Below are 12,874 nucleotides of genomic sequence, written 5' to 3'. Positions count from 1 at the left end.
TCACCTAACTTGCATTGTTAGCAATTTTACTTTACTGTAAAGCAAGTCGGTCGGGCTGCGCTGATCATGCGGTGGCGGGTGTCACGCGACCCGGAGCAGCAGCAACGATCACTGAGTAATAAGGGAGGCACGAGCATGAGCCAAGCCCAAGGGCTGCCGCGACAGGATGGCGATCATCACTACGAAGCCGTGCACCAGGACGAGCGCGAGTGGGAAACGCTCCGCTTCGAGGGGGTTGAAAGCAAGATGCTGTTCCACCCGCGTCCGGAGCGGCCGACCGAACCCAATGCGGGGTTCGTCCGCTACGCGCCCGGCACCGGCTATCCGATGCACCGCCACGGCTTCGCGCAGATCTGGTACATCCTGGAAGGCGAGTTCATCATCGCCGGCAAGACCTACGGTCCCGGCACGATGGTGTTTCATCCGGACCCGCACTACGAAGACGAAATGCACACCAAGACGGGCGGCGTCTGGCTGCTCGTCCAGTATCCCGGCCCGACGACCGGCAGCCCGGCGATCTATGAAGGCCGCTTCAACATGAAGGAGCGCAAGTCCCTCGCAGAGGAACGCCTCGACGTCTGATGTGAGGGGCGTCGATGGGGCGCTGTTGGTGGTCAGGAAATGACCGGCGCGCGCCCGGTTGGCCCTTGGCACTGATTTGCCCGACGGCGCAAGGGCCGACGCGAAAAATATTTCGGTTTTTCGGAATGGCAACTCAGTGTATGAATCCGCCCGTCTCACCCGCTTGAGGGGCGCGTCGCGATCGTCACGAGTGTTGCGGTGAGATGCGGTGGACGCTGACGGCTGCATAAGACGAACGCAGCTCGGAGCGGACGGCGAAGTCGTGTGGTCCTGACGCCCCAGTGGCAGGTGTCTCCTCGCAAGACGCGAAAGCGTCTTTGCGAAGACGGTGACAAAAAAGCCCGGTCTCGCCGGAGAGAGCACGAAGCAAGCCGTAACACCATCGCGCAGGGAAGGCCGGGATGTTTCACCTGTGGTCCTACCCCCGTGCTTTTTGTTGCACGGGACCCATGGGTGCAATCGGCACCCGGCTTTCCCTGCGCCCTCTGCTGATTGAGAGGGCGGAACGAAATGCAAAACTCGGACAATTCACGTCGCGAGAATGCGGACTCGCATCCTCCTCGTTGTTTGAAATGTGAATCAAGAACCAGCCCCACGTCGTCCCGGCGAAGATGGATGGCGCGCTGCAAGGCAACGCGGCACCGCCTCACACCATCTCCTTCACGAACCGGTTGCGGAGTGTGCCGATGCCGGTGATGTCGATCTCCACGACATCGCCTGCCTTCAGGTCGGGGGAGGCACCGTCGGTGCCCATCCAGATCACGTCACCAGGCCACAGCGTGAAGTATTTCGTCAGCTCGACGATGAACGGCACGATGCCGAAGATCATGTCGTTGGTGTGGAAGCGGCCGGTCTCCTTGCCGTTGACGCGGATCACGGTCTCCATCGCCGCGAGATCGACATCGGTTTCGATCCACGGGCCCATCGGCTTGAAGGTGTCGGCGTTCTTGGAGCGCCACAGGCCGCGATCGGCCTTCTGCCACGAGCGTTCGGAGACGTCATTGCCGATGGTGTAGCCGAACACGCAATCCATCGCGTTGGCTTCGGTCAGGTGCTTCACCTTCTTGCCGATCACGACGACGAGCTCGCCTTCGTAATGGATCTTCTCGGTCGCGCTTGCCGGGATCACGACGTCCTCGTCATGGGCGATCAGCGCGTTCTGCGCGCGGTAGCCGATCTCGGGACGATCTGGCACGTTTGGCACGGTGCCGGCCTTGTCGGCCGCCTCCTTGAGGTGCTTCAGATAATTGAGGCCGACGCAGTAGAAGGTGCGCGGAATCAGCGGCAGCTCGATCTTGACGTCATCAAGCGCATGCGTCTCGCGCGTCCGCGTCCATTCGCCGAACGGGTCGCCGCTAACGGACGTGACCGTGTCGCCCGCGACGATGCCCCAGGATGTGGCGCCTCGGGTGGTGAATTTGAGCCAGCGCATGAAATGTCCTCTTGCCTATTCCGCCGCCGCTGCGGCCTTCGTCTTCCACGCGCCAGAAGCCGGACGCTTGAGCCCGAGATTTTCGCGCAGCGTCGTGCCGGCATAATCCTTGTGAAACAGCCCGCGGCGCTGCAGCTCGGGCACCACATGGTTGACGAAGTCGGCGTAAGAGCCCGGCACGTAGCTCGCCGCGATCACAAAACCGTCGCAGCCGCGGCCGACGAACATCTCCTCGAGCTTGTCGGCGATCTCCTTCGGCCCGCCGACGATTGCGTCCTGCACCTGGCCGCGGCCGGAGAAGGTGATGAAGTCGCGGGTCGAGGGATTGGTCTTGCCCGAGGTGCGCAGCACGCCGTCGCGGATGCCGAGCATGCCCTGCATGCCCTGCAACTCCTCCGTCGTCAGCGGCTCGTCGATGCCCTTGGCGCCGAAATCGAAATTGAGACCTTCGGCGAGCAGCGACAGCGCGTCGATCTCAAGCGGCAGCTTCTGGATCAGCGCCATCCTGTCCTCGGCTTCGGCCTTGGTCGCGCCGCAGACCGGCGTCATCAGGTTGCAGAGGAACATCTGGTCGGGATCGCGGCCGGCCTTGGCGGCCTCGCCGCGGATCGCATCATAGCCCTGCCTGGCATTGGCGAGATTGCGCGCGGCGGTGAAGATCACCTCGCCCCAACGCCCGGCAAAGCGCTGGCCGCGGCCCGACGCGCCGGCCTGGATCACGACAGGATGGCCCTGCGGCGAGCGCGGCACCGTGAAGGGGCCGCGCGACTTGAAGAACGCGCCCGCATGGTCGAGCCGCTTCACCTTGGTCGGGTCGGCAAAGCGGCCGCTTGCCTTGTCGATGATCAGCGCGCCGTCTTCCCAGGAGTCCCAGTGGCCGAGCACGACCTCCATGAACTCGTCGGCGCGGTCGTAACGCAAATCGTGCTCGAGATGGTGCTCCCTGCCCATGTTGAGGGCTTCGCCGTCGTTGACCGAGGTCACCACGTTCCAGGCGGCACGGCCGTTCGTCATCAGGTCGAGGGTGGCGAAGCGGCGAGCGACATCGAACGGCTCGTAATAGGTGGTCGAGCAGGTCGAGGCGAGGCCGAGCTTGGTGGTCACCATGCCCATCGTGGTCAGCACCACGATCGGATCCATCTTCACGCAGCGGATGCCGTATTCGACGGTGTGGGCGTGGTCGTTGCCGTAGCGGTCGGGCATCGCCAGGCGGTCGTCGAAGAACGCCATGTGGAACTTGCCGGCTTCCAGGATGCGCGCGATCTCCTGGTAGTAATCGGCCGACATCGAATCGTCGCGCGACTCTGGATGGCGCCACGAGCTCGGCAGGTTGGTGCAGTTCTGCGCCTGCAGGAAGCCAACCAGCGCCATTTGCCGTGTCATGTCGTTCTCCCCATGGTCAGGCGATTGCCGTCAGCGAAGGTCGAGCTCGTCGGCGAGCTTGTAGTCGGTCGCGAGGGCCTTGAGCTTCTCCCAGGTCGCGTCCTCGATCTCGATACCGTCCCGGCGCCGCTCAAGCTCGCGCAGATATTCGACCTCGCCCGGATAGAACACGCCGCGAGACCCTTGCGAGGGCGGCGTCGATTTCAGATAGCGGGCGAAGTCGGCGACCTCTTTCTTGAAATCCTGGAGCGGACGGAACGCGGCGACGTTGAATACCGCCATGAAGCAGCCGTCGTTGTGCCGGCCGGTCGGCTCGACGCCGAAGCCGAGGCCGGTCAGGAGGCCGCACAGCACCTCGACCATCGCGGCAAGGCCGCTTCCCTTGTAGCCCTCGCTGCCGCCGAGCGGCAGCAGCGCGCCACCTTTGCGGTAGTCCCTCGGATCGGTGGTGTCGCGGCCCTCGGCGTCGATGATCCAGCCCTTCGGGATCTCCTCGCCGCGGGCGACCGCGAGCTGGATCTTGCCGGCGGCGACCGCCGAGGTCGCCATATCAAGATAGAACGGCGCGTCGAGATCGGAGGGCACCGCGATCGAGATCGGGTTGGTGCCGAGCCGGGCCTCGCGGCCACCGAACGGGGCGACGTGTTTCGGCGAGCGGCCGGAATCGGCGGCGGCAATGCCGATCATGCCGGCCTTCATCGCCATCAGCGGATAATGCGCAAGGCGCCCGACATGGCTCTGCCGGAACACGGTGCAGGCCGCGACATTGGCAGTCTTCGCCTTCTCGATCGTCAGCTCCATCGCCTTGGCGTTGACGTGGAAGCCGAACCCCCAATGGCCGTCGATCACGGTGGTGGTCGGGCTCTCCTGCACGATGGTCCATTTGGCGCCGGGCACGATGTGGCCGGCTGTGATGCGGTCGATATAGGTCGGGATCGCGATGACGCCGTGGGAGTCGTGGCCGGCGAGGTTGGCGTTGACGCTGCCGCTGGCAACCGCGTTCGCCTCCTCGTCCGATGCGCCGGCGGCCTTCAGCAGCGCCGCGCCGATGCGGATGAGACGGTCGGCCTTTACGATCGGCATGGTGCTTCCTCGTCATGCCCGCTAGGTGAGCGGGTCTTGCTTGTTGTCGCAGGTGGCATGCTCTCAAAGCGCAGCAGGGCGAGCAAGGGCAGAAAATCCGGTCCGCCATTCCGGGAGCAGGGTGCTGGGCGCCGCTGTTTCACGTTGCGGAACAGGATGGGGCGCGGTGCGGAATATGACCCGGCTGACGGCGTCCGGCCGGGCTTCGGCGGGGTCGGCGGCAGTGGCGCCCCAGGCTGGCACAGCCGGGACCGTAGTTCTCCTGATTCCGGGGCGGGGCGTTCGTCAGCCGTTTACTCTGAATTGCAACTTGCCGGATTTCCTAACCGAGACTTAGGCCTCTCGCGGGCAATGCTTCCGGTCAGAAAGAAGGGGGCGGCCCCGGCGGGGGTCTCAAGGACTGTGCAGTCGACCATCGGACGTACATTCGCGGCGTTGAATGCCACCAACGAAGCGATCCTGTACGCAAAATCGCCAGACGAATTGTACGGCAAGGTCTGCGAAGCCGCCTTTTCCAGCGGCGACTTCCTGGCCGCGACCGTCTTTTTGCTCGAGCCGGACACCAGCCTTTTGAGGTTTGCGGCCGGCTTCGGCGACGATCTCGCGCGCCTGCGCCGCATCAACATCTCGATCATCGCCAGCACCCCGGAGGGCGAGGGCGTCTGCGGGCGGGCGTTCCGCGACCGCAAGGCCTGTGTCAGCAACGACTATCTCAACGACCCCTATTCGGCGGCCTGGCGCGAGAGCGCGACCGTGGCCGGTGTCGGCGCCGCGGCGGCGATGCCGCTGGTCTGCAACGGGCGCAGCGTCGGCGTCTTCATGGTCACGCGCCGCGAGCCGCACTCGCTCGGCGACGACGTCGTCATGCTGCTGGAGCGCATGGCGGCCAACGTGTCCTTTGCGCTCGACAATTTCGACCACGAGGCCTCGCGCCGGCATGGCGAGCGGGCGATGCGCCGGCTGAACCGCATGTTCGGCGCTATCAGCGCGACCAACGAAGCGATCCTGCGCGCCAAGACCGAGCACGATCTCTATCAGCGGGTTTGCGACGCCGCGGTGTTCAGCGGCAAGTCCTTCGCCACGGTGGTGCTGCTGGCCGAGCCGGACACGCACTGGCTCGAACCCGTCGCCGGCACCGGCGAGGCGATCGACCTGATCACGCAGACGCGCTTCTCGACCGACCCGGACAATGTCTACGGCAAGGGCATCTGCGGCGAGGCGTTCCGGACCCAGCGACCCTGCATCAACAACGACATCCCCAAATCGCCCGGTTCCGCGTCGAACGGCCGTGGCAGCGGCCTGATGGCCTGCGTCGCGCTGCCGCTGACCCGGTTCGGCAAGAGCATCGGCGTCCTGATCTTCTTCATCAGCAATTCCTGGGCGACCGATGAGGAGATCATCGCGATGCTCGCGGGGATCGCGGAGAACGTATCGGTCGCGCTCGACAATTTCGGTCGCGCCACCGAAAAGGCCAGGGCCGACGCCGAGAAGGAGCGGCTGTCGCGGATGTTCGCCGCGCTGAGCGCAACCAACGAAGCGATCTTGCGCGCCCGCTCGCGGCTCGAGATGTTCGAACTGGTCTGCGAGGCCGCGGCCAAGGGCGGCGGCTTCAATTCGACCAGCATCCTGATGGCCACGCCGGTCGACGACCTCCTGCAGATGGTCGCGGTCGCCGGTCCCACCGAGGACAATGCGCGGCGTCTCACGGTTTCCCGCAGCGAAGCCCGCCCCGAAGGGCACGGCGTCTGCGGCCAGGCCTTGCGTACCCGGCAGGCCTGCATCAACAACGACTTCCTTCGCGACGTCGCCAACAGCGCGTTCCGCGACGTGATCGACCGCGAGGACTCGCGGTCGGGCGCGGCGTTTCCGTTGCTGGTCCGCGACGAACCGGTCGGCGTGATGCTGTTCATCTCGGCCAAGCGCAACACCTTCAGCGAGGAATTCGCCGAATTGCTGCAGCGGCTCGCCGACAACGTCTCCTTTGCGATCGGCAGCTTCGATCGCGCCGACGAGAAAGCGAGGGCCGAGGAGCAGAAGGAGCGCGTGACGCGGATGTTCGCGGCGCTGAGCGCGACCAACGAGGCGATCATGCGGGCGAAATCCCGCAGCGAGATGTTCGAGCTGGTCTGCGATGCGGCGGCCGTCGGCGGCCAGTTTGTCTCGGCCACGATCAGGCTGGTGCGCCTGGGCGAGATCTTCCTGGAGAACGTGGCGGCCTCGGGTCCCGACCGGGTGCGCGCCCGCGAGGTCCAATTGTCGGCCGATGCGTCGCGTCCGGAGGGACAGAGCCTGACCGGCGCCGCGATCCGCACCCGCAGGCCCTGTATCAGCAACGACTATCTCAGCGACTTCGGACCCGAGACGCACGTCTATCAGGCCGTCCGCGACTCCGGCAGCAAATCCGGCGCGGCGCTGCCGTTGCTCAAGAACGGCGAGGCGATCGGCGCGCTGGTGTTCCTCTCCGGCGAGGCCGGCACGTTCAGCCCGGAGATGATGGCGCTGTTGCAGCGGCTCGCCGAGAATGTGTCGTTTGCGCTCGACAATTTCGACCGGGCCGACGAGAAGGCCCGGGCCGACGAGCAGAAGGAGCGCCTGTCGCGGATGTTCGCGGCGCTGAGCGCGACCAATGAGGCGATCATGCGGGCGAAATCCCGCAATGAGCTGTATCAACTGGTCTGCGAGGCGGCAGCGACCGGCGGCAAGTTCACCTCCACCACCATCGCGCTGCTGCAGCCGGGCAGCGACTATCTCGAGATCGTTGCGACCGCCGGGCCGACCGCGGAGGGCGCGCGCCAGGTGACGCTCTCGATCAACGAGGCGCATCCGGAGGGACGCGGCGCCTGCGGCCGGGCTTTCCGGTCGGGCAAGGCCTGCATCATCAACGACTATTGCGCCGATCCGCAGACGGCGGCGTTCCACGAAAGGGCGAATCTCGACGGAACCAAATCCGGCGCTTCGTTTCCGTTGATCGTCGGCGGGTATGTCGTCGGCGTCATGATCTTCGTCGCGATCGAGAAGGACACTTTCACGCCGGAGTTCGCCGAGCTATTGCAGCGGCTCGCCGACAATCTGGCGTTTGCGCTCGAGAGTTTCGATCGCGCCGACGAGAAGAGCAGGGCGGACGAACGGATCGAGTATCTGGCTTCGCATGACGGCCTGACCCATCTGCCCAACCGCGAGATGTTCAACGAGCTCTTGCGTCACGCGATCGAGATGGCGGACCGCCACCAGCGCCAGTTCGCGGTGCTGTTCATCGATCTCGACCGCTTCAAGGTGATCAACGACTCGCTCGGCCATGACGCCGGCGACATGTTGCTGGTGGCGATCGCCGACCGCCTGCGCACGTCCTTGCGCGCGAGCGACGTGGTGGCGCGGCTCGGCGGCGACGAATTCGTCGTCATCCTGGAAGAGACGGGCGACCGCGGCGGCGTGGAGCATGTCGCCGCCGAGCTCCTGGCCGTGCTCAGCCAGCCGATGCAGCTCAGCGGCCATGAATGCCATACCACGGCCTCGATCGGGATCGCGATGTACCCGGACGACGGCGCGGACGTGCAGACGCTGACCAAGAATGCCGACATGGCGATGTACCTCGCCAAGGAGGACGGCAAGAACGGCTTCCGCTTCTTCTCCAAGGAGATCAAGGCGCAGTCGATCGAGCGACTGACGCTGGAGAGCGCGCTGCGCCGCGCGCTCGAGCGCGACCAGTTCTCGCTGCACTATCAGCCCAAGGTCGATATGGCGAGCGAACAGATCAGCGGCGTCGAGGCGCTGCTGCGCTGGACCCATCCCGAGCTTGGCGCGGTCTCGCCGGGCCAGTTCATCCCGCTGGCCGAGGAGATCGGGCTGATCGTGCCGATCGGCCGCTGGGTGCTGAAGGAGGCGTGCGCGCAGAACATGGCGTGGCAGCGCCAGGGCCTGCTGCCGGTGACCATGGCGGTCAACCTGTCGCCGCGGCAGTTCGCCGATCCGCATCTGCTCAATGACATCGACGAGGCGCTGCTCGCGAGCGGCATGTCGCCGGCATTGCTGCAGCTCGAGGTCACCGAAAGCATGGTGATGCGCAACGTGACACGGGCAATCCGCGTGCTCGACGCGATCCAGAGCCGCGGCATTCGCCTGGCGATCGACGACTTCGGCACCGGCTACTCGTCGATGTCGCTGATGAAGCAGTTCCCGATCGACACCATCAAGATCGACCGCTCCTTCGTGCGCGACTTGCCCGATGACTCCGAGGATGTCGCGATCGCGCAGGCGATCATCAGCATGGGCAAGGCACTCGGCATGACCATCGTCGCCGAGGGCGTCGAGACCTCCGAGCAGCAGCAGTTCCTGCGGGCGCATGCCTGCGACGAGATGCAGGGTTTCCTGTTCAGCAGGCCGCTGCCGCCGCGCGAGCTTGCGGAATTGTTGAAGTCGACGCCGGTGCTGGCCTCGCCCTCGCTGCAGCCCGTGCTGGACGATGAGGTCTTCGACGAGGCCGAACCGGACTCAAGGCGGAAACGCGCTGTCGTCTGACGGCTGCACGTGGAGGTCCCGTACGTCGGAATCGGCGGAGGCGACCTTGCGGGAGAAGTCGTAGGGCCAAGGCAAGAAGGTCTGGCCGGTCAGCGACCGGCGCAGTGCCTCGCCGCCGTCGGCGTAGGTCGCGCCGTCCGGCAGCTTGAGCTGGCGACACCAGCCTGTTGGCAGCGTCTCGCCGCTCCCGTGCATGTCGAGCGCCGGCCCCCACCACCATGCCGGCGCCGGTGGCCGCTCCGGTTCGGGAATCGCGCGCCAGCGCGCGAATTCGTCAACAATGCGCGCAAATTGCAGTTTGGCGGCCGGGTGCATCGAGAGCCCTTTCTCGCCCACGATGATACAAGCGCCGCCGATCCTTGCAACGCACCGGACAAGACGCGCTGGCGCATGCCTGATCTCCCGGATGCGACGTCAGGACGTCACACAACGCATATGCAACATGAAAATCGGGATTTACCCGGCGGCGAGCAATGCTAGGTTGCGCGCCAACTACAACAAACTGGGAGGACCACCTTCATGAAGTATGTGTCGACACTTGCGGCCGGCCTGTTGATCGGCGCCGCCGGGCTGCAGTTTTCTTCAGCCGCTTCGGGGCAGGGCGATGGCTGGATCACGCTGCTCGACAGCTCCAAGATGGGCGACTGGGACGAGGTCGGCAAAGCCAATTGGGCCATGAAGGACGGCGCGCTGGTCGCCGACAAGCTTGACGGCAAGGAGCTCTCCTATCTGGTCAGCAAGACCACCTACAAGGATTTCCAGATCAAGGCGGAGTTCTGGACCGATGAGGACGCCAACAGCGGCATCTTCATCCGCTGCGAGGTGAACAAGCCGATCGACGCCAAGGTCTGTTACGAGGTCAACATCTTCGACAAGCGGCCGGATCCGACCTATGGCACCGGCGCCATCGTCGATGTCGCCAAGGTCGATCCGATGCCGAAGGCCGCCGGCAAATGGAACACCTATGAGATCACGGCGCAGGGCCCGCACTTCGTCGTCGCGCTGAACGGCCAGAAGACGGTCGATGCGCAGGACACCAAGCACGCGAGCGGGTACATCGCCCTCCAGTATGGCTCGGGCGTGGTCAAGTTCCGCAAGGTGCAGATCAAGCCGCTCTGACTGCGGGAGCCGAGAGAGGCCCGGTCGCGGCGCGATCGGGCCCTATTGTTCGTTGTCAATCGGAGGCCTTCCGACCGTCGCCTTGCGTGCGCAAGTGATGGCCGATCACGAGCCCGGTCAGGCACAGCAACAGTCCGAGTGCCGGTGGCGCAAACAGGGCCTCCTCCTGGAATATGCCGTTCACCAGTACGACCATCGTGCCGAAGGCGGCGAGCCCTTGCGTGAGAATCCCGGAGGAGGCGTAGAGGCGCCACGCCTTCAGCGCCATGGCCAGGAAAAAGCCGAGCGGCACCAGGGACCCGATACCCATCTGGTAGAGCAATACGCCGACGGCGCTCTCCACCGCGCCTTCGATACTGCCGGCCTGCTGCGCGGCGTTCCAGTCGATCGAGAAGTAACCTTCGGACAGGTTGCCGCCAACGCCAAGTCCGCGGCCGATCGGGTTTTGCAAGAAGCCGCTCCAGCCACCCATGAAGCCGATCACGTGAAAGTCGCCAATTTGCATTCCGACGTAGATTGCCACGATGGCGTACAACATCAGCGCAATGAGCGCGCCTGCGAGGGTGATGAGCGGGCCGAGCAGCCAGGTTGACGTCCAGGCGAGCGCCACGAAGACGGCCAGGATGAGCGCGCCTTTCACACTGCAGAAGATCAGCAGTGGTATCGCGGCCAGGGCCAGCCAGCGATATCCGACCGCGAACAGGAACAGGATGGAGAAGGCTATTCCGTAGCCGAAGCTGATCGGGCTCATGTTCGGTCCGAAGATGCGCAGCAGATTCGACAGCCCGAGATCCTCCAACAACGGGGTGTTGAAGAAGCTGAAGCGGAAGCGGTCCAGCAGATCCACCGGGACGTTGCCGGTTTCGCGCATCTGGGCTTCCCAGGCTCCGGAACGGGTCGCCTTCAGTTCGTCAAAGTGCCAGAACGTGTAGCCGTTGGTGATAGAGAGCCAGAAGTCGCGGAACAGGAGTTCGACATATCCGCAGACGATCAACAGCGTGGCAACGGCCACAAGGAAGGGCGTCGTGCGGATTTCGAACGTCGCAGCTGTGAGCAGCGATAGCTGAAAAAGAAACAGCGGCAACGCAATGTTGCGCAGATAGACGAGTGCCGCGCGCGAGTCTTGCGTGGCGCCGATCACGAAATACGCCGTCACGGTCGCGAGCGTGATCAACCCCCATTTCATGATCCGGTCGATGTCCGGAGAATGCTTGCGCTCGCGCAGGGCATACAGCGCCAGCGTGACCAGCCACATGACCGCGCAAACGAGGAAGTTGTAGCCCTTGACGAACTCCACCTCCGACTCGGTCGCTATGTAGGACGACAGAATCGAGACGAAAAGATTCTGGAAGAAGATGATGAAGATGGCGATCGACGGCGCATAGGCAGGCGCCGCGAGAATGATCGCGCAGCCGACCAGCGCTTCGACGAGGATGGCGAGGGCGGAGTTGGCCGCCTGCAGGATCGGCGCGAATGCGATCGATGCCACGGCGATGCCGAGTGCCGGAATCACATCGCCGGCCATCAGCGGCCGCTGGGCTATGCCTGCTTGCACGAGCTCTGACCTAATGACCTGATGTGTGGCGCCACACTCGCCTGGTCGATCTAGCCGCCCAATGTGTAAGAATTGGTTAACCAACAAGAGGGCTAGCGCGTCCCGAGCAGCGCCCTGAGGGCATCGGGGTCGGCCTTGCCGGTGATTGCATCGGCCAGGCCAAAGCCCTGCGACATCTCCCAATGGGTCCAGCCCCAGCAATGCTGCCGGGCGTAGGCCGTGACTGCGGCGAGCCAGCGCAACCGGCTGTCGCGCGGGGCTCCGGCCTTGAGCACACCGAATTCATTGATGATGATCGGACGCGAATATTGCTGCTGCCAGGCGGCGGCAGGCTCGAGCCACTTGTCGATGCCACGGTCGGGGGTGGCGCTGTCCAGGATCGCGAGTGCCTTGCGCTTGTTCAGAGCAGCGAGTTGCTCCCGCAACCGCTGCACCTGCGGATCGTCGGCGCGGACCGGGTAGGGCAATCCAGTGATGTCATGGAGCGGCTCGCTCGGATCCCAGTGGGCCTGATGGGTGAATGCCATCGGATCATAGAAGTGAATGGCGTAGACGACGTTCGGGTCGTCGAGCGGTTTGAAACCCGGCAGCGCATCCGCGCGCTGCCAGTTGACCGGACCGGTGATCAGCGTGGTTTGCGGCAGCAGCCGGCGAATGAACCCGGCGAGTTCTTCGACCTCGCGCTGCCACTGCGCGGCGTCGACCTCCGGCTCGTTCAGCAGTTCCGCAAAGACCCGATCGGCCGGATAGTGCCCCATGACTCCCGCGAGCCCGCTCCAGGCATTCTTCATTTCCGTCATCGCACCGGGCGGATCGTCCTTGTGCAGCGCGTTGAAGTGTTCGCCCGAATGCAGGTCGACCGACACGGCATAGCCAAGCGCGAGCAGGGTCTTGAGTGCGGCATCGACTGTGCGCAGGCGGTTGTCGATATCCGCCTTCGCAGCGAAGCGCGGCATGACATGGTCGGCGGGCACCGGCAGCCGGATGTGTGTCATGCCCGCCTTGCGCAGTTCGAGGAGGAGACTGCGGGGCGGCGCCGAAGGCGGCTCGGCGATCCAGCCGTCGGCATTGACGCCGCTCGACAGGGCTTTGATCCGGTCCGCCGGGACGCCTTCGATCAAGGCCGGGCATGCCGGCGCGGCGGCGGACAGCAGCAGGGATGCGGCGGCGGCAATGGCAAGGATCGACGGCCGGGCCATGGACGA

The 12,874-nt window shown here is 64.8% G+C and carries 9 protein-coding genes; 3 read left to right on the top strand and 6 right to left on the bottom strand.

Annotated elements, in window-relative coordinates; translation table 11 throughout:
- Positions 1-135: 135 nt before the first annotated feature.
- Positions 136-582: a cupin domain-containing protein gene (locus ACFFWD_RS10690; protein ID WP_376964714.1), complete on the top strand. Its 447-nt coding sequence runs from the start codon at positions 136-138 to the stop codon at positions 580-582.
- Between the two features lie 646 nt (positions 583-1,228).
- Here the strand turns inward: ACFFWD_RS10690 and ACFFWD_RS10685 are convergent.
- Genes ACFFWD_RS10685 through ACFFWD_RS10675 form a run of 3 tightly spaced genes read right to left on the bottom strand, consistent with a single transcriptional unit; the run spans position 1,229 to position 4,480 of the window.
- Positions 1,229-2,014 carry a fumarylacetoacetate hydrolase family protein gene (locus ACFFWD_RS10685; protein ID WP_376964712.1) on the bottom strand — a complete coding sequence of 262 codons (786 nt, stop codon included), beginning with the start codon at positions 2,012-2,014 and terminating at the stop codon, positions 1,229-1,231.
- Positions 2,015-2,029: 15 nt separating this feature from the next.
- Positions 2,030-3,397, bottom strand: coding sequence for an LLM class flavin-dependent oxidoreductase (locus ACFFWD_RS10680; RefSeq protein WP_376964710.1), 1,368 nt, complete (start codon positions 3,395-3,397; stop codon positions 2,030-2,032).
- 30 nt (positions 3,398-3,427) lie between these two features.
- Entirely contained in the window at positions 3,428-4,480 is a 1,053-nt protein-coding gene (locus tag ACFFWD_RS10675; RefSeq protein ID WP_376964708.1) for an Ldh family oxidoreductase, read from the bottom strand.
- A gap of 402 nt (positions 4,481-4,882) precedes the next feature.
- Between ACFFWD_RS10675 and ACFFWD_RS10670 the strand changes: the two genes are divergently transcribed.
- The gene (locus ACFFWD_RS10670) at positions 4,883-8,995 is read left to right on the top strand and encodes a sensor domain-containing phosphodiesterase (protein ID WP_376964706.1); all 4,113 of its coding nucleotides are present in this window, start codon (positions 4,883-4,885) and stop codon (positions 8,993-8,995) included.
- Here the strand turns inward: ACFFWD_RS10670 and ACFFWD_RS10665 are convergent.
- Positions 8,969-9,331, bottom strand: coding sequence for a hypothetical protein (locus ACFFWD_RS10665; RefSeq protein ID WP_376964704.1), 363 nt, complete (start codon positions 9,329-9,331; stop codon positions 8,969-8,971). The two genes, ACFFWD_RS10670 and ACFFWD_RS10665, sit on opposite strands and share 27 nt — an antisense overlap.
- Positions 9,332-9,514: 183 nt before the next feature.
- On the opposite strand from ACFFWD_RS10665, the gene ACFFWD_RS10660 reads away from it, so the two are divergent.
- Positions 9,515-10,114: a 3-keto-disaccharide hydrolase gene (locus tag ACFFWD_RS10660; protein ID WP_376964702.1), complete on the top strand. Its 600-nt coding sequence runs from the start codon at positions 9,515-9,517 to the stop codon at positions 10,112-10,114.
- 55 nt (positions 10,115-10,169) lie between these two features.
- Here ACFFWD_RS10660 and ACFFWD_RS10655 read toward each other — a convergent pair whose 3' ends face one another.
- Positions 10,170-11,852 carry a hypothetical protein gene (locus tag ACFFWD_RS10655; RefSeq protein ID WP_376964700.1) on the bottom strand — a complete coding sequence of 561 codons (1,683 nt, stop codon included), beginning with the start codon at positions 11,850-11,852 and terminating at the stop codon, positions 10,170-10,172.
- Positions 11,762-12,868: a glycoside hydrolase family 5 protein gene (locus ACFFWD_RS10650; protein WP_376964698.1), complete on the bottom strand. Its 1,107-nt coding sequence runs from the start codon at positions 12,866-12,868 to the stop codon at positions 11,762-11,764. The genes ACFFWD_RS10655 and ACFFWD_RS10650 overlap by 91 nt, the downstream gene beginning before the upstream one ends.
- Positions 12,869-12,874 lie beyond the last annotated feature (6 nt).

Origin of the sequence: Bradyrhizobium erythrophlei (assembly GCF_042430365.1) — a bacterium.
Lineage (GTDB): Bacteria > Pseudomonadota > Alphaproteobacteria > Rhizobiales > Xanthobacteraceae > Bradyrhizobium > Bradyrhizobium erythrophlei.
The sequence above is the reverse complement of the archived record's forward strand: the minus strand, read 5'-3'. Positions and strand labels throughout refer to the sequence as shown.

What these genes read in the sequence shown, in the direction of transcription:
- ACFFWD_RS10650 (WP_376964698.1), bottom strand. Translation starts at nt 12,868, where the DNA reads ATGGCCCGGCCGTCGATCCTTGCCATTGCCGCCGCCGCATCCCTGCTG.
- ACFFWD_RS10690 (WP_376964714.1), top strand. Translation starts at nt 136, where the DNA reads ATGAGCCAAGCCCAAGGGCTGCCGCGACAGGATGGCGATCATCACTAC.
- ACFFWD_RS10685 (WP_376964712.1), bottom strand. Translation starts at nt 2,014, where the DNA reads ATGCGCTGGCTCAAATTCACCACCCGAGGCGCCACATCCTGGGGCATC.
- ACFFWD_RS10680 (WP_376964710.1), bottom strand. Translation starts at nt 3,397, where the DNA reads ATGACACGGCAAATGGCGCTGGTTGGCTTCCTGCAGGCGCAGAACTGC.
- ACFFWD_RS10675 (WP_376964708.1), bottom strand. Translation starts at nt 4,480, where the DNA reads ATGCCGATCGTAAAGGCCGACCGTCTCATCCGCATCGGCGCGGCGCTG.
- ACFFWD_RS10660 (WP_376964702.1), top strand. Translation starts at nt 9,515, where the DNA reads ATGAAGTATGTGTCGACACTTGCGGCCGGCCTGTTGATCGGCGCCGCC.